Source organism: Microbacterium esteraromaticum (assembly GCF_014084045.1).
GTDB classification, from domain to species: Bacteria; Actinomycetota; Actinomycetes; order Actinomycetales; family Microbacteriaceae; genus Microbacterium; species Microbacterium esteraromaticum_D.
Window position 1 is genome coordinate 1,542,911 of record NZ_CP043732.1, and the last position, 19,636, is coordinate 1,562,546.

At 69.7% G+C, this 19,636-nt stretch carries 15 protein-coding genes; 13 read left to right on the top strand and 2 right to left on the bottom strand.

All coding sequences use genetic code 11. The annotated features are described in order from the left end of the window. Positions 1-64: 64 nt before the first annotated feature. Positions 65-607: an ECF transporter S component gene (locus FVO59_RS07340; protein WP_182256146.1), complete on the bottom strand. Its 543-nt coding sequence runs from the start codon at positions 605-607 to the stop codon at positions 65-67. Positions 608-688: 81 nt separating this feature from the next. Between FVO59_RS07340 and recQ the strand changes: the two genes are divergently transcribed. The 4 genes from recQ (at position 689) to FVO59_RS07355 (ending at position 5,036) form a co-directional block, all read left to right on the top strand. Continuing rightward, the gene (gene recQ, locus FVO59_RS07345) at positions 689-2,698 is read left to right on the top strand and encodes a DNA helicase RecQ (protein ID WP_182256148.1); all 2,010 of its coding nucleotides are present in this window, start codon (positions 689-691) and stop codon (positions 2,696-2,698) included. 181 nt (positions 2,699-2,879) lie between these two features. Next, entirely contained in the window at positions 2,880-3,575 is a 696-nt protein-coding gene (locus FVO59_RS16430) for a hypothetical protein (RefSeq protein ID WP_259363492.1), read from the top strand. Further along, on the top strand, positions 3,509-4,480 hold the full coding sequence (locus tag FVO59_RS07350) for an HNH endonuclease signature motif containing protein (RefSeq protein ID WP_259363527.1): 972 nt from the start codon (positions 3,509-3,511) through the stop codon (positions 4,478-4,480). The genes FVO59_RS16430 and FVO59_RS07350 overlap by 67 nt, the downstream gene beginning before the upstream one ends. Before the next feature lie 220 nt (positions 4,481-4,700). Next, complete coding sequence (locus tag FVO59_RS07355) at positions 4,701-5,036, top strand: hypothetical protein (protein ID WP_259363493.1); 336 nt, start codon at positions 4,701-4,703, stop codon at positions 5,034-5,036. 208 nt (positions 5,037-5,244) lie between these two features. Here the strand turns inward: FVO59_RS07355 and FVO59_RS07360 are convergent, their stop codons facing one another. Continuing rightward, on the bottom strand, positions 5,245-5,658 hold the full coding sequence (locus FVO59_RS07360; protein WP_182256150.1) for an OsmC family protein: 414 nt from the start codon (positions 5,656-5,658) through the stop codon (positions 5,245-5,247). 86 nt (positions 5,659-5,744) lie between these two features. Between FVO59_RS07360 and FVO59_RS07365 the strand changes: the two genes are divergently transcribed. The 9 genes from FVO59_RS07365 (at position 5,745) to FVO59_RS07400 (ending at position 19,607) form a co-directional block, all read left to right on the top strand. Next, positions 5,745-6,509, top strand: coding sequence for a methionine ABC transporter ATP-binding protein (locus FVO59_RS07365; RefSeq protein WP_182256152.1), 765 nt, complete (start codon positions 5,745-5,747; stop codon positions 6,507-6,509). Next, positions 6,506-7,177: a methionine ABC transporter permease gene (locus tag FVO59_RS07370; protein ID WP_182256155.1), complete on the top strand. Its 672-nt coding sequence runs from the start codon at positions 6,506-6,508 to the stop codon at positions 7,175-7,177. The genes FVO59_RS07365 and FVO59_RS07370 overlap by 4 nt, the downstream gene beginning before the upstream one ends. A 49-nt stretch (positions 7,178-7,226) precedes the next feature. Further along, on the top strand, positions 7,227-7,892 hold the full coding sequence (locus tag FVO59_RS07375) for a MetQ/NlpA family ABC transporter substrate-binding protein (RefSeq protein ID WP_259363494.1): 666 nt from the start codon (positions 7,227-7,229) through the stop codon (positions 7,890-7,892). Continuing rightward, on the top strand, positions 7,841-8,044 hold the full coding sequence (locus FVO59_RS16435; protein ID WP_259363495.1) for a MetQ/NlpA family ABC transporter substrate-binding protein: 204 nt from the start codon (positions 7,841-7,843) through the stop codon (positions 8,042-8,044). The genes FVO59_RS07375 and FVO59_RS16435 overlap by 52 nt, the downstream gene beginning before the upstream one ends. Positions 8,045-8,108: 64 nt before the next feature. After that, on the top strand, positions 8,109-9,542 hold the full coding sequence (locus tag FVO59_RS07380) for an MFS transporter (RefSeq protein ID WP_182256157.1): 1,434 nt from the start codon (positions 8,109-8,111) through the stop codon (positions 9,540-9,542). Positions 9,543-9,703: 161 nt separating this feature from the next. Then, on the top strand, positions 9,704-11,764 hold the full coding sequence (locus FVO59_RS07385; RefSeq protein WP_182256159.1) for an acyl-CoA dehydrogenase family protein: 2,061 nt from the start codon (positions 9,704-9,706) through the stop codon (positions 11,762-11,764). Between the two features lie 134 nt (positions 11,765-11,898). After that, positions 11,899-12,468: a DNA-3-methyladenine glycosylase I gene (locus tag FVO59_RS07390; RefSeq protein ID WP_182256161.1), complete on the top strand. Its 570-nt coding sequence runs from the start codon at positions 11,899-11,901 to the stop codon at positions 12,466-12,468. A gap of 93 nt (positions 12,469-12,561) precedes the next feature. Continuing rightward, the gene (locus tag FVO59_RS07395) at positions 12,562-13,689 is read left to right on the top strand and encodes a serine/threonine-protein kinase (protein WP_182256163.1); all 1,128 of its coding nucleotides are present in this window, start codon (positions 12,562-12,564) and stop codon (positions 13,687-13,689) included. Beyond that, positions 13,689-19,607 (top strand): Ig-like domain-containing protein, encoded by a 5,919-nt coding sequence (locus FVO59_RS07400; protein WP_182256165.1) that lies wholly within the window; start codon positions 13,689-13,691, stop codon positions 19,605-19,607. Before FVO59_RS07395 ends, FVO59_RS07400 begins: the two co-directional genes overlap by 1 nt. Positions 19,608-19,636 lie beyond the last annotated feature (29 nt).

Below are 19,636 nucleotides of genomic sequence, written 5' to 3' on the forward strand. Positions count from 1 at the left end.
CGGGCGGTTCAGTACCAACTTAGCCTGCCCTAACCTGCGATGTCGCGGAGGTGCAGGGTCGCGCTCAGCGCGGGGCGACTCCCGCCCTCCGCAGCGCGTTGCCGATCGCGATGCCGACGGCCGTCCAGGCGATCGGGCCGAGCACCGAGATGACCAGATAGCTCAGCTGCACCCATGGCGCGAAGCGCGCAAGGTCGACGACGACGGCGACCACGACGGCCACGATCACGCCGATGATCGCGGCCGAGACGAAGAAGCGCCAGCGTCCCCATGCCCGATAGCGGGTGAGGGCGGCCACCCCCTCCTGGATCGCGCCGAAGAGCAGGGCGGTGCCGATGAAGCGCATCGCCCACATCGGGGTGAACGCGCTCGAGATGAGCGCAGCGATCACGTGCGTGATCAGGGCGACCATGGGCCTGCGCAGCACCTCCTGGGCGATGATGCCCGGGAGCACGTGCACGCCCAGCACGAGGCCGTAGAGGTACGGCACCAGCGTGATCACGCCCACGGTGACGAGCCCCGCGATACCGCCGAGGATGCCGGTGGCGACGCCGATGGCAGCGCAGACGAGAAGGGTGCGCGTGCTCAGCGCCGGTCGGGATGCCACCCCGCAAGGCTATCGGGCGCCGCCGACCTCGGGCTGTGGACGACGGGAGCCGATGTCGGCGCCGATGGCTACGCTGGAGGGATGCCGCAGCCTCCCCGTGACCCCTACGAGGATGTGCCCTATCCCGAAGACCCGTACGACGACCTCCCTCCCGAGGAGCTCGACTGGGTGCCGCCAGAGGACGGCTGGGAACCGCCGCTCGACTGGGGCCAGGGTCCGATGACGCCGGCTCCCACGGCCGGGCGCACGCACGCATCCGTCCCGTCCGCCGCAGCGCCCTCGCGGTTCCCGACAGCGGTCGAGGCGCTGCGCACGGTCTTCGGGTACGACGCGTTCCGCGGCGATCAGGCCGCCATCGTCGAGCACGTCATCGGCGGCGGAGACGCCGTCGTGCTCATGCCGACCGGCGGCGGCAAGTCGATCACCTATCAGGTGCCCGCGCTCGTGCGCGAGGGCACCGGGCTCGTGATCAGCCCGCTGATCGCGCTCATGCACGATCAGGTCGACGCGCTGCGAGCGAACGGCGTCCGCGCCGCCTATCTCAACTCCACCCAGGCTCCCGACGAGCGCCGCGAGGTCGAGCGGGCCTATGTGGCGGGCGAGCTCGATCTCATCTACGTCGCACCCGAGCGGCTGTCGTCGGCGCAGACCACTCAGCTGCTGCAGCGCGGCACGCTCAGCGTGATCGCGATCGACGAGGCGCACTGCGTGTCGCAGTGGGGTCACGACTTCCGACCCGACTACCTCGCGCTCGGCGACCTCGCCGAGCGGTTCCCCGGTGTGCCTCGCATGGCCCTCACCGCCACCGCCACCCGCGCCACGCACCAGGAGCTCACCGAGCGCCTGCAGCTGCCCGGGGCGAAGCACTTCGTCGCGAGCTTCGACCGCCCCAACATCCAGTACCGCATCGTGCCGAAGGTCGAGGTGCGCAGGCAGCTCGTCGAGTTCATCTCATCGCAGTCCGCCGGGGCCGCGGGGATCGTGTACGCCCTCAGCCGCAAGTCGGTAGAGCAGACCGCCGAGTACCTGGCGTCCAAGGGCTTCGACGCCCTCCCGTATCACGCGGGCCTTCCGGCTGAGGTGCGCGCCGCCAACCAGGCGCGCTTCCTGCGTGAGGACGGCATCGTCATGGTCGCGACGATCGCCTTCGGCATGGGCATCGACAAGCCCGATGTGCGCTTCGTCGCGCACATCGACCTGCCGAAGTCGGTCGAGGGCTACTACCAGGAGACGGGTCGCGCGGGCCGAGACGGCGAGCCGTCGGTGGCGTGGATGGCATACGGGCTCGGCGACGTCGTGCAGCAGCGCCGGCTCATCGACCAGAGCCCGGGCGATCGCACCTTCAAGATCAGGATGGGCCAGCACCTCGATGCCATGCTCGCCCTCTGTGAGACCGTGGCCTGTCGTCGGCAGAACCTTCTGCGCTACTTCGGGCAGGACAGCGATGCATGCGGCAACTGCGACACCTGCCTCGAGAAGCCAGACACCTTCGACGGACTCGTCCCTGCTCAGAAGCTGCTGTCGACCATCGTGCGCCTCAAGCGCGAGCGCAACCAGGCGTTCGGCGCCGGTCACCTGATCGACATCCTGCGCGGGGCGTCGAACGAACGCATCCGCAAGATGCGCCACGAGCAGCTGGCCACCTACGGCATCGGGACCGACCTGTCGGATCAGGACTGGCGCAGCGTCGTTCGGCAGCTGCTCGCCAGAGGCATCCTCGTGGCGCAGGGCGAGTACGGCACCCTCGCCCCTGGCGAGGCGTCCGCCGGAGTGCTGCGCGGCGAGACGGCCGTTCCGCTGCGCAAAGACACCATCGGGCGTGCGAGTGCCGGTCGTGTGCGCAAGGCGAGCGCGGCCGATGCCCTGGATGCCGGAGACCGCGATCTCTTCGAGGCGCTGCGGGCCTGGCGGGCGGCGACCGCCCGTGAGCAGGGCGTGCCGGCGTACATCGTCTTCGGCGACGCGACTCTGCGCGCCCTCGCCGAGCACCGACCGACGACCGTCGCGGGGCTCGGCGGAATCAGCGGCATCGGCGAGAAGAAGCGGGATGCCTACGGCGCGGCCGTGCTCGAGGTGATCGCAGCGCACTGAGCCACGTCTCTGCTGTTTCGGTGCTGCGAGTGCTGGACGCCCTGGTCTGCGGCCCCCTCGGCTGGCGCCTAGGTGGTGACCGCTGCTCATCGCCCTGATGGTTTGGGGAGTCGTGCGGCTTCGTGACCCCTGAATGTCGTATTTTCGTTCGAATGTCGGTGCTGGTCGGAATCATGGATGCATGGCCATCTTCACCGGTATCGATGCCCAGGTCGCGGCTCTGCGTGACCTGCTCGGTGACGATGTCACGGTGGGCGACCTGGCGGCGCGGATGTCGTCGTTCAGTGGCGAGAAGCTCGTCGATGCGATGACCGCGGCCGCCGCTCTGGTGCAGTGTGCGGAGCGGATCGGGATCATCGGCGCGGGCATCGTCGCCACCCGCTCCCGCCGGGAAGTGAGGCAGGACGGTTTGGCGCAGTCCCGTGGGCATCGGTCTCCGGCGGCGCTGGTGCAGGAGATCACCGGCACCAGCCACGCCGACGCGCAGCGTCAGGTGCGCCTGGGCCAGTCGATCCTCGACGCCGAGGCCGCCGCAGCCGGCGAGTCGGCAGCCGCTGGTCCGGATGCCGCTGACAAGGGCAACACTGGCTTCGGAACGGACACGACCGAAGGATCCGGTGCGGGTGCGGGTGCGGATACCGAATCCGGCGCAGACGGGACCGGGTCCCTGGTGCGGGTGATGGCACCGGTCCGGATGCCAGTCTGCTCCCCGGGCGGGGAGCCCCGCATGCGCCGTGACATGCGCCGCTGTCGGCGGCGCTGCTGGAGGGGCGGATCTCCCCCGCCCAGCACGACGCGATCCAGCGCGGCCTGGGCCACCCGATCGACGACACTCCCGACACGCACGCCGCGTGGACTGCGGCTGCCGAGCAGTTGATCGGGGACGCGGCGGAGCGGACCGTCGAAGAGCTGCGCGTCCAGGCCAGGGCGATCCGTGACCAGCTGGATCCGGAGGGTGCCGAGCGGCGGTACCTGGAGCGGTATGAGCGGCGCGCGTTCCGGATCTGGACCGACGCCGACGGCATCGAGCACGGGCGGATCGAGTTCGAAGACGACGGCGCCGCGTGGATCCGCACCATCCGCGACGCCACCCTCCGCCCACGACGGGGCGGACCCCGCTTCGTGGATGCCGCCGAGGCCCGCCAGGCCGCGGACCTGTCCGCGGATGCGCGGACGAACGATCAGCTCAGCTACGACCTGCTCATCGACCTGCTGCGCGCCGGAGCCCTCGCAGACGCCGCAACGGTGTTCGGCACCCGGCAGGCCGGGGTGCGCATCGTCACCATCGTCGACGACCCCGGCGGTGCGACCTCGGCCCGCACGGAGGACTACGGCCACCCGATCCCCACCACCGCCGTCGACCGGAAGATCTGCGAAACGGGCACGGTCACGATCTCCATCGACAGAACAGGCAACCCGCTCGACGTCGGCCGGGAGCACCGCCTGTTCACACCCCGCCAGCGCATCGCCCTCGCCATCCGCGACGGCGGCTGCCGGTGGAAAGGCTGCGACCGCCCCGCCTCCTACTGCGAAGCACACCACATCGACGAATGGCACAGAGACGGCGGACGCACCGACATCGACCGCGGCATCCTCCTCTGCCGCCACCACCATGTGCAACTCCACCACGGCGGCTGGCGCATCACCCGACACGGCACAGACCACTTCACCCTGCACCCACCCGGCAACAGACCAGCCATCCCCCTCATGCCCCGAACCGCACTCACCGCAGCCTGGGCAGGAATCGACCCACCACCACCCCGCTTCACACCAGCCGCCTGAGCGCCGGGGCGGCTCCGGCCGAGCTCAGCGACACGAACCGGCCGAGGCCGAGGTCACACCGCCGGCTCGGCGGCGTCCGTCAAGCGCAATGTGCACGACCGCAAGTCCGGCGCCCGATGTTGTTCGCAGTGAGCGCCTAGATTCGGAGAATAACCGAATTCGTGCGCTTCCAGAGCATGGCGCCGAACCGACGGGGCGATTCCCTGGCGTCTTCGCTCTCGTGAACGGCCTCCTGCGCGGCGGTGCTCTCTCCATCGAGGATGCACAGCGGGTGCGGGAGTGCAATGCGCGAGCCAACGCGTCGTACACCGATCCGACTACGGTCATCCCCGATTGCTACGACCCGGTCGATCACCCCGGAGCAGGGTCGTGGTTCAAATCCTCCGCGACTTCGCTCCTCGAACTGACCCGAGAGTATCTGGACATCCTGGATCGCTACGGAGTGCTCTGGGTCGAGCTCCGCACCGCCACACCGGGAAGGATCACCTATGAGGACGACGTCCAAGCGGTCGCCGTACCCTTTGCCTACCCGGGAGACTGGCCTTTCGAAACCTGACGCCAGCTGTGCTTACCGGACCAGGTGGTGTGCAGGCGCGGGAACCGCTGTCTAGCAGAGTCAGCCCAGCTGGAGGACTCGAGGTGATCGCCGCGCACCAAGCGCCGTCCCTTGACCGGCTCGCACGAAACACAGGAGCCGATCGGCAGAAGCATCCTGCATTTCGTGCGAACTCCTGCGATTCGCGAGTGCCAGAGTCGGGCGAAGCTCAGCCCGCGAACTCCTCGGCATGCACCCGCACCGTCGTCGCTCCCTGCAGCAGCTTCGACACCGGGCAGCGCGCATGCGCGCGCTGCAGCAGGTCCGACGTCTCGTCCAGTGATAGCCCCTCCGCAGACAGATACGTGTCGACGTGGAACTCGTATCCCGGTCCTTCCGACGCATCGTGCAGCTCCACCTCGATGCGCACCGCCGTGCGGCGCTCGCGCTTCACCAGCGCCTGTGCGGTGGCGTTCAGGCACGTCGACCAGGCGAGCGCCAGCAGCTGCTCCGGGTTCGAGGCATCCGGGTCCGGATTCGGCGCCAGGGGAGAGGCGACCGGCACCTCCATCCCGCCCGTCACCCGGGCCGTGCCCGTTCCTCCGTCGCCGTTGATCGCTTCCGTCCGGTACCTGAGGGTCATAGCCCAACTATAATTTGGATCACGTACAGAAAGTGCCGTTCGGCCCGTGGGGCCGGCCCGCACCCCTCCTCTCACGAAAGACGGCGATGGCCACCGACCTGCCCGCGATCGTGGAGTTCCGCCATGTCACGAAGCGGTTCCGCCCCGACGCCGATGAGCGACCGGCGCTCGACGACGTGTCTCTCAGCATCCGGCCCGGTGAGATCTTCGGGATCATCGGCGAGAGCGGCGCAGGCAAATCGACCCTGCTCGAGCTGATCAACGGCCTGACCCGCCCGACCGACGGCGACGTCGTCGTGCGCGGTGAAACAGTCGCCGACCTCGACCGCGCCGGCCTCCGCGCCCTGCGACGCGACGTCGGTGTCGTCTTCCAGGGAGTGCACCTGCTGAGCAACAGCACCGTGCGCGACAACGTGCGCCTGCCGCTGCGCCTTGCGCGGGCCACGCGATCGAAGGGCCAGCAGGATGCCGTCGACGAGATCCTCTCGTTCGTCGGCCTCTCGCACCGCGCCGACCACTACCCGGCGCAGCTGTCAGGCGGCGAGCGCCAGCGTGTCGGCCTGGCCAGAGCCCTCGTCGCCCGCCCGCCGCTGCTGCTCTGCGACGAGCCGACCTCGTCGCTCGACGCGTCGACCACCGCTGACGTCCTGCGGGTGCTCGCCGACGCGCGCGAGAAGCTCGGCACCACGGTCGTCGTCATCACGCACGACCTCGACGTCGTCAAGGCGATCTGCGATCGGGCCGCGCTGCTCGAGAAGGGGCGCCTGCGCGAGATCTTCGAGATCGACGCGGCGGGCCCCCGCTCGCTGCCCAGCTACTACGAGCAGGTCAAGAGGGAGTTGACCGCATGAGCTGGCTCACCGACCTGCTCGCCGAGTACGGCGAGGACATCGCGCAGTCGATGGCCGAGACCGGGTACATGATGCTCGTCTCAGTGCTGGCCGCCGTGCTCATCGGACTGCCGCTCGGCACCGTCGTGTACCTGACCGAGCGCGGCGGCATCGCCGAGAACCGGGTGATCAACACCATCGCGAACCTGTACATCAACGTGGTGCGCTCCTTCCCGTTCCTGCTGCTCGTCGTCTTCCTCATCCCATTCACCCGTGCGGTGGTCGGCACGAGCTTCGGCACCCAGGCCGCCACGCTGCCGCTGTGCTTCGTCGCCGTGGCGATCTACGCCCGCCTGACCGAGCAGATCCTGCGCGAGATCCCGGCAGGCATCTCCAAGGTCGCCGTCGCGTCGGGCGCGACCGTGCCGCAGGCGGTGTTCCGGATGCTGCTTCCCGAGGCGCGCTCCGGACTCGTCTACGCCCTCACCTCCGCCGCCATCAGCCTGCTGTCGTACTCGACCGTGCTGGGCGTGGTGGGCGGCGGCGGCATCGGCGACTTCGCGATGCGCTACGGATACCAGGTCTACAACGACAACCTCATGTACCTCACGATCGTGCTCATCATCGTGTGCGTGCTCGCCATTCAGGCACTCGGCCACCGCACCTCCACGCGACTCGATCACCGCTGAGCGCCGCCGGCCCCACCGACCCGAACCCCATCGAAACGGAAGAGAACAGATGAAGAAGACACGTGCCGTCCTGGCCGCCGCCGCCCTCGGCGCGGCTCTGCTCGCCTCCGCCTGCGCTCCCGCGGCGGAGCAGAAGCCGGATGCCGCGGCCGGCGAACCCGTCATCATCAAGGTCGCTGCGGTGCAGGCGCCGATGACGGATGTCGTCGAGGCGGCCGGAGAGGCGATCGAAGACGGCTACGAGGTCCAGCTCGTCGAGGTCGCCGACTACGTCACCGCGAACACCATCCTGGCAAGCGGCGACGTGTACGCGAACTTCTCGCAGCACGTGCCGTACATGGAGACGTTCAACGAGGGCAACGACGCGAACCTCGTCGGCGTGCAGCCGGTGTACAACTTCGTGATCGCGTTCTACTCGAAGACGCTCGACGACATCGCCGACCTGCCCGACGGCGCGAAGGTCGCGATCCCCGACGACCCGTCCAACACCGGCCGCGCGCTCAAGCTGCTCGCCGCGAACGACATCATCGCGCTCGACCCCGAGGTCGACCCGTACGCGTCCACGGTCAAGGACATCACCGAGAACCCCAAGAACCTCGAGTTCATCCAGGTGCCGATCTCCTCGCTGAACGCCGCCTACGAAGAGGCCGACCTGGTCTTCCAGTGGCCGTCGCACATCAAGGCGCTGGGTCTCACCCCGAGAAGGACGGCCTGATCACGGAGCTCGACGACCGGTTCGCCCTGAACCTCGTCGTGCAGCAGAAGGACGAGAGCTCCGCGGCTACCGAGGCGCTCACGAAGGCCTTCACGAGCGACGCGGTCCGCGAGGTCATCGAGGGCAACGGCACCATCGAGACCGCCTGGTGATTCATGACGCTGCATGACGTCTCGTGGCGTCATGCAGCGTCATCGAGCTCTAGCGTTGACGCTCATGAGCATCGACCACCAGACCACCTCGACGGTCATCCGCAGCGCTCGCGACGTGCACGCTCTGCTCGCCGAGAAGGGGTCTCAGGGCACCAAGACCAAGGCGATCATCGTCCTCGCCCTTGGCGGCATCTTCATGGATGCCTACGACTTCTCATCCCTGGCGTTCGGCATCACCGCTGTCAAGGAGGAGTTCGGCCTCGATCCGCTGATGACCGGCGTCGTGAACGCGGCGATCATGGTCGGCTCGGTGGTCGGGGCGATCTTCGGCGGCATGCTCGTCGACCGCTTCGGTCGGTACAAGCTGTTCATGGCGGACATGGCGTTCTTCGTCGTCGCCGCCATCGGGTGCGCGCTCGCTCCGAACGAATGGGTGCTCATCTTCTTCCGCTTCGTGATGGGCGTCGGCGTGGGTCTCGACCTGCCCGTGGCGATGGCCTTCCTCGCGGAGTTCTCGAAGCTGCGCGGCTCGGGCAGCCGCTCTCAGCGTGTGAACGCGTGGTCGCCGGCCTGGTACATCGCGACGGGGTTCGGCTATCTGCTCGTGCTGGCGGTGTTCCTGCTGCTGCCGGTCGCGCAGCACGGCATCCTGTGGCGGGTCGTCGTCGGCTTCGGGGCGGTGCCGGCGATCGTCGTGCTGCTGGTGCGCCGCAAGTACATGGCCGAGTCGCCGCAGTGGCTCGCAGATCAGGGCGACCTGCGTGGTGCCGTCGATGTGATGCGCTCGCACCACGGCCTGGACGTCGAGCTGGCGCCGGATGCCGAGAGCGCCCGCACCACGGTCAAGGCACGCACCGGCCACTGGCGTCAGTACGGCGAGCTGTTCGCCCCGCGCTACCGGCTGCGCACGATCGCAGCGCTGTGCGTCTCGGTGTTCTCGACCTTCGGGTACAACGCGGTGGCATACGGGACCCCTCTCATCATCGCGATGCTGTTCCAGCAGGGGCCGCTCGTCACGATCCTGTCGGCGCTCGTGATCAACCTCGGCTTCGGAGCGGCGGGCGGCCTGCTGGGTGTGGGGCTGATCAACCGGGTCGGTGCGCGTCGGATGACCATCATCGGCTTCGCGATCCAGGCGGCATCGCTTCTCGTGCTCGCCATCGTGGGCATCCCCACCGGGGCGCTGGTGACGATCTCGATCGCCATGCTCGCGGCCTTCGTGTTCGCGCAGGCCGGGGGTCCGGGGGCGAACCTCATGAGCTACGCCACCCTGTCGTATCCCACGCGACTGCGCGGAGTCGGTGTCGGCTTCAACGAGGCGATCAAGCGCGTGTTCTCGATCGTCTCGCTGGTGTTCTTCCCCGTGCTCGCCGCCTCGCTGTCGACCGGGGTGTTCTGGATCGTCGCGCTCGCCCCTCTCGCCGGCCTCGTCTCGCTTCTGCTCATCAGCTGGGATCCGACCGGCAAGGATGTCGACGCCGAGGACCAGCTCGGCTGAACCCGCGTCGCAGGAGAGCGTCGGCGGATGCTGTGGACTGACGACAACGAGCCCAGAGGGACCGGTGGGGCGGGGTTGGGGGAAGTCCACAGTCGGGTTCGCTGCGCGTTGTCGAGGATCTACCATCGAGGCATCCCCGCTCCTTCCTGAGAGGAACCGCCATGGTCGACGCCGCCATCCGCCCCACCACCGACGCCGCCGCCGAGCAGGTCGTGGCCGCCGCGATCGACGTCGAGCGCGTGAACGAGCTGCTCATGGGAACCTGGGCCGACACCAGGCGCGAGGCCCGCGCGATGGTCAAGGACCCCGCGTTCTGGCGCGACGACAGCCTCGCGAAGGACGAGCACCGCGAGCGCGTGCTCTCGCAGCTGCACCTGCTGGTCGAGAACCGCGCCGTGCATCGGGCGTTCCCGAAGAGGTTCGGCGGCGAGGAGAACAACGGCGCCAACATCGCCGGATTCGAAGAGCTGGTCGTCGCCGACCCGAGCCTGCAGATCAAGTCAGGCGTGCAGTGGGGCCTCTTCGGGTCGGCGATCCTGCAGCTCGGAACCGAGCAGCACCACGAGAAGTGGCTGCCCGGTGTCATGGACCTCTCGATCCCCGGCGCCTTCGCGATGACGGAGATCGGTCACGGCTCCGATGTGGCCGCGGTCGGCACCACGGCCACGTACGACCCCGAGACCGAGGAGTTCGTGATCAACACGCCGTTCCGTGCGGCGACCAAGGAGTACCTCGGCAACGCCGCCCTGCACGGCATCGCGGCGACGGTGTTCGCCCAGCTGATCACCAACGGGGTCAACCACGGCGTGCACTGCTTCTACGTGCCGCTGCGTGATGAGCGCGGCGACGACCTGCCCGGCATCGGCCGCGAGGACGACGGGCTCAAGGGCGGCCTGAACGGCATCGACAACGGCCGCCTCAGCTTCGATCACGTTCGCGTGCCGCGCACCAACCTGCTCAACCGCTACGGCGACGTCGCCCCCGACGGCACGTACACCAGCGAGATCGAGAGCCCCGGCCGCCGCTTCTTCACGATGCTCGGCACCCTGGTGCAGGGCCGCGTCTCGCTCGACGGCGCCTCGTCCTGGGCATCCGCTCTCGGCCTGCACATCGCGATCACCTACGCGACCCAGCGTCGTCAGTTCGACGGCGCGAACGGCGAGGAGACCGTGCTGCTCGACTACGGCAAGCACCAGCGCCGTCTGCTGCCGCGCCTGGCCACCACCTACGCGCAGATCTTCGCGCACGACGAGTTCCTGCAGAAGTTCGACGGCGTCTTCTCTGGCCGCACCGACACCCCGGAGGACCGGGAAGACCTCGAGACCCTCGCCGCCGCGCTCAAGCCGCTCTCGACGTGGCATGCGCTCGACACGCTGCAGGAGGCCCGCGAGGCATGCGGAGGTGCAGGCTTCATGTTCGAGAACCGTCTCGTCGGCCTGCGTCAGGACCTCGACATCTACGTCACCTTCGAGGGCGACAACAACATCCTGCTGCAGCTGGTCGGCAAGCGACTGCTCACCGACTTCGCCGGTCAGTTCAAGGGCAAGGACGCCGCGGCGCTCGCCAAGTACGCCGTGGGGCAGACGGCGGGCAAGGTGTTCCACGGCGCGGGACTGCGGGCCCTCGGCCAGGCCGTCGCCGACTTCGGCTCGACGGCCCGATCGGTCGAGCTCGGTCTGCGCGAGGAGCAGCAGCACGAGCTGCTCACCGAGCGCGTGCAGCAGATGGTCGCCGACATCGCCGGCCGGCTCCGCGCCGCCGGCAAGGACAAGGTGCTCGGCGAGAAGCTGTTCAACGAGAACCAGGCCGAGCTGATCGAGGCCGCCCGTGCGCACGGCGAGCTGCTGCAGTGGGAGGCCTTCACCGATGCGATCCGCCGGATCGACGACGACGACACCCTGCAGGTGCTCACCTGGCTTCGAGACCTGTTCGGCCTGTCGCTCATCGAGAAGCACCTCGCATGGCACATGATCAACGGCCGCCTGTCGATGCAGCGGGCGGCGGCGGTCTCGAGCTACATCGATCGCCTCTGCGCGCGCCTGCGGCCGCACGCCCTCGAGCTCGTGCAGGCGTTTGGCTACGAGCCGGAGCACGTGCGCGCGCCCATCGCGAGCGGCATCGAGCAGCAGCGTCAGGACGAGGCCAGGGCCTACTACGCCGCGCTCGAGGCATCCGGTCAGGCGCCCGTCTCGGAGAAGGTGCTGAAGCAGAAGAAGCGCTGAGCGCTTCGCGCGAAATCGAACGCCTGCCGCGGATGGGATCTCGGATTCCGTTCGCGGCAGGCGTCTTTCGCGTCTTTCTCCGCGCGAGACGCAGGGGCGCTGTCCGTGTCCGAGCCGGACGGTAGCGTGGCCGCATGGCATCCCTCCTCACCGCGGCCGACGGCCGCGCACGCTGCGCCTGGGTCGGCGACGACGTCGAGTACCGCCGCTATCACGACGAGGAGTGGGGTCGCCCGCTGCACGGTGACCGCGCGCTGTTCGAGAAGATGGCGCTCGAGGGGTTCCAGGCGGGGCTCAGCTGGATCACGATCCTTCGCAAGCGCCCCCGCTTCCGCGAGGTGTTCGCGGGGTTCGACCCCGCCCTGGTCGCCGCGTTCGGGCCCGACGACGTCGAGCGGCTGATGGCGGATGCGGGGATCATCCGCAACCGCGCCAAGATCGAGGCCACGATCTCGAACGCGGCACTCGTGCGCGACATGGAGGAGGGCGAGCTGGATGCCCTGATGTGGGGCCACGCGCCACGGGCATCCCGACCCCGCCCACGCGACTTCGCCGATGTGCCTGCGGTGACCGTCGAGTCCACAGCCCTCAGCAAGGCGCTGCGCAAGAGAGGGTTCCGCTTCGTCGGCCCGACCACGATGTACGCGCTGATGCAGTCGGCCGGGATGGTCGACGATCACGTCGAGGGCTGCTGGCGTTCCTGACCCCGCAGCCCCGCCGTGGCGGTGCGCACGGAGCGGATATGATCGAGCGGGGGGTGTCTTCCTGCGCCTCGCGCTCGTGAGGGAGGCACACTCTTGGCGAAGCGGATCTCGTCGCCGCCGCCCACTCTGGCCGGCTACAGCTACGTGCGGCCGCTGGGCTCCGGCGGATTCGCCGACGTGTTCCTGTACGAGCAGGACATGCCCCGTCGCGTCGCCGCGGTGAAGGTCCTGCTCGCCGATGCGGTGAACCCCGATGTGCTCCGCGCGTTCAACGCCGAGGCCGACATCTCCGCGAGGCTGAGCGCGCATCCGTCGATCGTCACGATCTATCAGGCCTCGATCTCCGCCGACGGCCGCCCCTACTTCGCGATGGAGTACTGCCCCGACACGATGAGCGCGAGGTATCGCAAAGCACCCGTGCCGATCGCCGAGGTTCTCGACGCCGGGGTCCGCATCGCCGGCGCGCTCGAGACCGTGCACCGCGCAGGACTGCTGCACCGCGACATCAAGCCGTCGAACGTGCTGATCAACTCGCTCGGCTCGCCCGTGCTCGCCGATTTCGGCATCGCCGCAGCCGTCGTGGACGCGGGCGAGAGCGACGTCTTCGCGATGTCGGTGCCGTGGAGCTCGCCCGAGGTGCTGCAGGAGCGCGTGACCGGCTCGGTGCCCAGCGAGATCTGGAGCCTCGCGGCGACGCTGTACACATTGCTCGCCGGACGGACGCCCTTCGAGGTCGACGACCGCGCGTCCAACTCCCGCGATCAGCTGCGGCAGCGCATCATCCGCGCCCGGTACACGCCGATCCCTGTTCCGGGCATGCCGCCGATCCTCGATCAGATCCTCGCGGCGGCGATGCATCGCGATCCCGCGCGTCGATTCGCGTCGATGGAGGAGTTCGCCGACCGGCTGCGGTGGGCCCAGTACGAGCTCGGCATCGCGCCGACGGCGTTCGAGGCGGCGTCGGCCGAATGGGCGGCCGCCGCCCCCGTCAGTTTCGCCGACACGGGTTCCCGCGGGCCCGTGATCACCACCGTCGCGCCTGACTCCCGCCGGGCCGCTCGCGCCGAGAAGCAGAAGACGAGCCTGCGCGGGCGCGACGAGCCTGCAGCCGCGTCGGGCGGCCGCTCGCCGGTGGTGGCCGGTGTCGTCGGCGCGCTCATCGGCGCCGCCGCGATCGCGGCGATCGGAGCCGCCGTCCTCACCATGACCGGGGTGCTCTGATGGCAGCGGCTGACCGAGTGCGGCCGATGGCGCCGGTGCGTTCGCGCGGTCGCCTGATCGGCGGCATCGCCGCAGCCGCGGCCATCGTCATGGTGATCGTCCTCGCGGTCACCGCGCAGGGCTACCAGGCGCAGGAGGTGCCTCGCCTCGAATCGTCGGTGTGGGTGCTGCGCGATTCGGGTCAGTACGCGCGGGTGAACACGGAGCTGGCCGAGATCGACACGGTCCGGTCGGTGGACTCGCCGGAGTCCGTGTGGCAGAGCGGGCAGTCGGCTGTGCTGTTCAGTCAGGGCAGTCGTCAGCGCTGGGACATCGATCCCGCGAGTCCCCAGGATCTTCTCGCGGATGCCGGGGAGCAGGGGGCTCCGTCGGCGTCGGTGCCCACCCCGGCCGGAACGCGCCAGATCGTCTCAGCCGGCTCGTTCATCGCGTACCGCACCGACACGGGGCAGGTGTCGGTGTCGTCGCTCGCCCCCGGAGCCGCCACGGCCCTGGTCGACCCGTTCTCCGAAGTGGAGGTCGAGGAGGGCGAGGACCGTCCGACCTACGTCGCCGACGCGATCGGCCTCTCGCCTGAGGGCATCCTCTCGCTGTACTCGGCTGACGAGGGCGCTGTGCGCCTGTTCGACATCGAGCGGCATCGCTTCCTCGACGAGGGAACCACGCTCGCCGACGCACCCGAGGGCGACGCGGATCTGGCCATGACGGTCGTCGGCGAGCGCTGGGCGCTCCTGCAGCCGGGCGAGAGCCGGCTGTGGATCGCCGGGCAGGACGATTCCATCGGGCTCGACGTGGCCGAAGACGCACGGCTGCAGGACGGCGCCGCTCGCGGCGACGTTCTCCTGATAGCCGATTCGGGCGGACTCGTATCGGTGCCGCTGAGCGGCGGCGACGCCGAACGTGTCGCAGAGGCCGACGGCGTGCCCGCCGCACCCGTGGTGGTCGGATCGACGTCGTACGCGGCGTGGATCGGTACGGATGCCGGAACACTGTGGGCCGACGGCGAGTCCACGGCGCTCACGGTGCCAGGCGACGTGCTCGAATCGGTCGACGTACAGCCGGCCTTCCGAGCCAACGGCGATCGGGCGGTGCTCTCCGAGGTCTCCACAGGCCTGGTCTGGACGGCGCCGGACGGCCGGCTCGTCCCGCTCGAGCAGTGGGATGTCGAAGACGAGACGCAGGAGCAGGAGGGCACCGTCGTCGTCGAGGACATGGCGGAGCAGCTTCCTCCTGTGGCCGTCGACGACGCGTTCGGGGTGCGCTCCGGCGCGCAGGTGGTGCTGCCCGTCCTGCTCAACGACCACGATCCGAACCGCAGGGACGTGCTCTCGATCGAGGCGTCGTCTGTCGCCGGTGGTCTCGCCGACCCCGCATTCGGCGACCTGTCGCTCATCGCGAACGGGCAGTCGCTCGTCGTCGACGTGCGCGCGCAGTCCGGTCAGACCACGTTCAGCTACACGGTGACCGACGGCGCGGCCGTGTCGCAGCCGGCCACCGTCACGATCACCGTCGTCGGAGACGACGTGAACACGGCGCCGGTCTGGTGCGGTGTCGACGCGTGCACGCAGGAATGGCCGTCACCCGAGCTGCTTCCCGGTGGCAGCACGACCGTGCCTGTGCTGACAGGCTGGGTCGACCCAGAAGGCGATGCGTTCGTCCTGAGCGACGCCTACGAGGCCGATCCCGCGGCGCCCGTCATGGTCGTGGCCACCGCCGACGGGCATGTCGCGATCCGGCACACCGATCCGAACGCGAAGGACGCTGTCATCCCGGTGACCGTCGTGGTGTCGGACTCCCGCGGGGCCACCGCCGAGAAGACCCTCGAGGTGCGAGTCAGCGGCAATCCGTCGATGCGGGCGATGCCGGTGGCGCTCATGGCGCGCATCGGCGAGCCGCAGACCGTCCGCATCGCCGATCACCTCACCGGCGGGTCCGGCTCGTACCGGCTGGTCGACGCCGTGCAGACCGCCGCGACGGCCGAGGGTATGAGCGTCACCCCGAACGCCGCGTCCGGCGAGGTCGAGATCACGGTGACCGAGCCTGGGCAGTACCTCGTCACCTACACGGCGCAGGACGCCACTACCCAGGCCGAGCAGTCTGCCGTCATCCGCGTCACCGCCGTCGACGGCGCGGCTCCCCTGGCGATGGCGCCGGTGACCGCGTTCGTGCGCGCAGGTGAGGACACGACGGTCGACGTGCTGGGCGCCGCCCAGAACACGAGCGGCCGCGTGCTGATCCTCGCCGGCGCCGTCAGCTCGACGCCCCAGCTCACGGCGAACGTCGTCGGCAGCGAGCGTCTGCGCGTCAGCGGAACCACTCCCGACGGAGAACCCGGGGTGATCGGCACGGCGAGGGTGACCGTCGCCGACGGATCGGGCGCTGCTGTCGAGGGCACAGTGACCGTCTTCCTCGCCCCGCCGTCGACCGTGACCCGGCCGATCGTCTTCCCGGACGCCATCACCGTGCGCGCAGGCGCGCTGGCGCGCATCGACGTGACCGCGAACGATGTCGCCCCACGCGGCGAGCCGCTCATCGTGCTGCCCGAGGTGACCGGCTCGGGGCAGCCCGACGAGCTGGTCTTCGCAGACGGCGGCTCCCTGAGGTATCTCGCGCCCAGCACCCCCGGCACCTACCGGCTCACCTATGCGGTGTCGCTCGAGCGCAACCCCGAGCTGTTCGACAACGGCTCGGTGATCGTGAACGTCGTGCCGGCCGGCACCAACCGTGCGCCGAACCCCGCCACGCTCACGGGCCGGGTGCTCAGCGGGCAGACCGTGTCGCTCACGGTGCCCGTCACCGGGATGGACGCCGACGGCGATCGGGTGACCCTCGCGGCCGTCGCGCAGCCTGAGCGCGGCGCGGGCACGGCAACGATCTCGGCTGCCGGAGATGCGATCGTCTACCGCGCACCCGAGGGCGGCGTCGAGGGCGGTCAGGTGTCGTTCCGCTACACCGTTCGCGACGCCCAGGGAGAAGAGGGCTCCGGCCGGGTCCGCATCGGGGTGCTCGATGCGGCCCTGAGCGATGCGGCGCCGGTCGCGTACAGCGACTACATCCGCGTCGAGGTCGGCTCGGAGACGCCCCTGGTGCTCTCCCCGACCGCGAACGACTCCGACCCGGCTCAGGGCGAGCTCGAGATCATCGAACTCGTTCCGAACGCTCCGCCCGTGCCCGGCAATCCGCTCTACGAGAGGCTTGACGCGCTCATCGACCCGGCGACGTCGCTGAAGGACGGTCGGGTGGTGCTGCGCGCAGGCGACACGGCGGGCACGAACTCCTACTTCTACACCGTGCGCTCGAGTCGGACGGCGAGTACGTCGCAGGGGCTCATCGTGGTCTCGGTGACCGAGGGCTCGGTCGCCGATCAGCCTCACGTGGCCGACACCGTGCTCACCGCCCGCGACCGCGCTGAGCTCGCCGAAGGCGGGATCGACGTCGTCACCGATCGCGTGCAGTGGGCATCCGGGGATGTCGGCTCGCTGAAGCTGAGCCTCTGGGGAGACTCCGCCGGGTATTCGGTGAGCGGCTCCCGCATCATCGGCGAGGCGCCGGAGAGCGGCGACCTGGTGCCGTTCCAGCTGACGGGCACGTCGCCGGCCGGGCGGGACGTCGTCGGCTACGGGTTCCTGCACGTGCCCGCCTTCGACGACATGCGAGTGCAGCTGAAGCCCGGTGCCGATCCGGTGGTCGTCGACGAGGATGCCTCGAAGAGCTTCGACGTGCGCGACTTCCTGGATCTGCCGCAGTCCGATGAGGTCGAGATCGGCGGCGGCGACTTCGTCGCGCAGCGTGCGGCGGCGACCTGCGAGCCGGGCTCTGCGACGACGGCGGTGTACGACGCGGGCCGCGACGCGCCCTGGTCCGACACCTGCCTCGTGCCGGTGCGCCTGGAGGGGCAGCGCACCTGGTCGTACGTCGACGTGCCGATCGGCATCCGTCCTGCTGCCCCGCAGCTGGTGCTGTCGTCGATCTCGCACACCGTCGCTCCAGGATCGACCGAGGCCATCGACCTGTACACGGGCATGGCGTCGTGGGAGGGCGGTCGCGAGGGCGACAGGTCGTCGCTGGCATACCGGATCGGGTACTCCGGCTCGGCGTTCGTCATCACCCAGGACGGTCCGACGCTGAACGTCGAGGCGAGGGCGGATGCCGCGTCGGGCACCATGGAGACGGTCACCGTCTCGGTGCCGTCGTACGGCGAGCCGACGGCGACGCTGCGGCTCGTGGTCGGCGCGGCAGCGCCGGATGCCCCGCGCGGCGCGACGCTCACGCGACAGTGCGTGGTCACCAGCGGCAGCTGCTCGATCGACGTCGTCGATGTCGCCGGCGAGTACGACCCGTTCGCGGGCAAGCCGGGCGCCGGTCTCGAGCTGGTCGCCCTCGGCGCCGGCGCGCGCTGCGACGTCGCCACGTTCTCGGTGTCGGGCGACCGTGCGGTGTCGGTGACCTGGCCGGGCGGCGGGCAGGCCCCTGGCGGACGGTGCACGGTGCCGTTCACGGTGGCGGATGCTCAGGGACGCACCGGGTCGGGCACGCTCACCCTCGACCTCCAGGGCTTCCCCTCCGCTCCGGCGAGCGTCGCGACCACCGGCTTCACGCGATCGAGCGTCCAGCTCGAGGTCGCACTCGGCGACGCCGCGCTCGCGCATCCGCCCGTCACCGGCGTCTCGATCCAGCAGGACGGCGCACCTGCGAGGGCATCGTGCGCGGCAGCCGGACGCGTGTACAGGTGCACCGTCGACGGTCTCGTCAACGGCGCGCCGCATGCGTTCACCGCCACCGCGGTGAACGCGGTGGGCACGTCGCCTGCGACGTCACCCCACACGAGCTGGGCCTACGCGGCACCCGAGATCACGAACGCGACGGCCACGTCGGTGTACCGCTCCGGCAACGACAGCGGGCGCGGCGTCGTCGAGCTGACGATCAGCTCGGGTGCTGACGCCAGGGCCTTCCGTGTCGCCGAGACCCGCGACGTCATCGAGCGGACCGGTGCTGTGACCACCGCCGAGATCCGGCTCTCCCCTGGCTCGCAGAATCTCACGCTCGTGCCGATCAGCCAGTTCCAGCCGCCCGCCGGCGACGGCGGCAACGAGGGCGGCGCGTACCGGATCTCGGTCACCGTCGCCGGTGCGCCGTACTTCGACCCGGCCCAGACGCAGGCGACCGCCGTCTCGAACACCGCCGTGAACGTCTCCGGCATCGCAGCGCAGGCCAACGGCAGCGGTGCACCCCTCGAGGTCGAGTACCTCGCGTGGCGATCGGGCAGGGCGACCTGCAGCGCCGACTCCGACGGCGGTCTGGTCGTCTCGGGCGCCGAGGTGCGATCGTCGTCGCCGTCGCTGCAGGGCCTCGAGGCGTATCAGACCTACAACGTCAAGGCGTGCGTCTCGAACGGGTTCGGCGTGGCCGAGTCGACGACGGCACGGGTCTTCACCTTCACCTTCGTCAACGGCCCTGGCGGGAACACCACCTACACGGTGGCCACGAACCCGACCAAGCGCGGTGACCGCTACTCGTACCCGCTGGCCTCCGCCCCCGCGATCGAGGTGGAGAGCGGCTTCGTGCCCCAGTACGACATGTACGGCTCGTGGCGCAGCGCCTTCAGCCTGAGTGCCGACGCATCGCCGGGCAAGGTGCGCGCCCGCGCCTGCCACGAGACCGAGACGGATCGATGCTCCAACGCCGTCGACATCACCGCGACCACGGCGCCGACGATCGTCGACCTCGAGTTCGGGCGGTGCCTGCCGCTCACCGACCCGAGGGATGCGGTGAGCGTCTCGGCTGCGGCGCGCGGCTCGTACACGATCACATCGTCGGCGGTCGCTGATTCCCCCGGCTCGTACGACGTGACCCTGTCGTGGACGGGCGCGTACGCGACGCTTTCCTCGATCACGCAGAGGATGACCGGATGCCTGTGACCTTCGGCGCCGTGACCGCCGCCCGCCCC